The following is a 270-nucleotide window of genomic DNA, read 5'->3' as shown; positions in this document are numbered from 1 at the left end:
GCTCTACCAAGCGTTCGGAACAGAGATGAACATCCTGCACAGGATCGATGAAGTGAGATTGGCTGCGGCTGTTGGGGAAGCTGTCGCCAAAACGATCGTGCAGGCGCGGACAGGTCAACTGGCCATTTTCACAGGCGGCGGAGGTTTCTACGGCAAGGTAGGTAAATCTGTCGACCAACAGGACAAAAAGAAAAATGAGCGAAGCGCAGCTTCCACTCAATGGAGGAAGGGGTAACGGGGATGAACAACGCGGACCAGCAGTATTTGGCC

At 54.1% G+C, this 270-nt stretch carries 1 pseudogene; it reads left to right on the top strand.

Annotated features, from left to right (window positions below):
- Positions 1 to 235 (top strand): annotated as a pseudogene (locus MXD62_RS08710) (endonuclease Q family protein); the annotation flags it as partial.
- Positions 236 to 270 lie beyond the last annotated feature (35 nt).

Origin of the sequence: Frankia sp. Mgl5, assembly GCF_023242985.1 — a bacterium.
In the GTDB taxonomy this organism is placed as follows: Bacteria; Actinomycetota; Actinomycetes; order Frankiales; family Frankiaceae; genus Parafrankia; species Parafrankia soli.
This window is presented reverse-complemented; position numbering and strand designations above follow the sequence as displayed.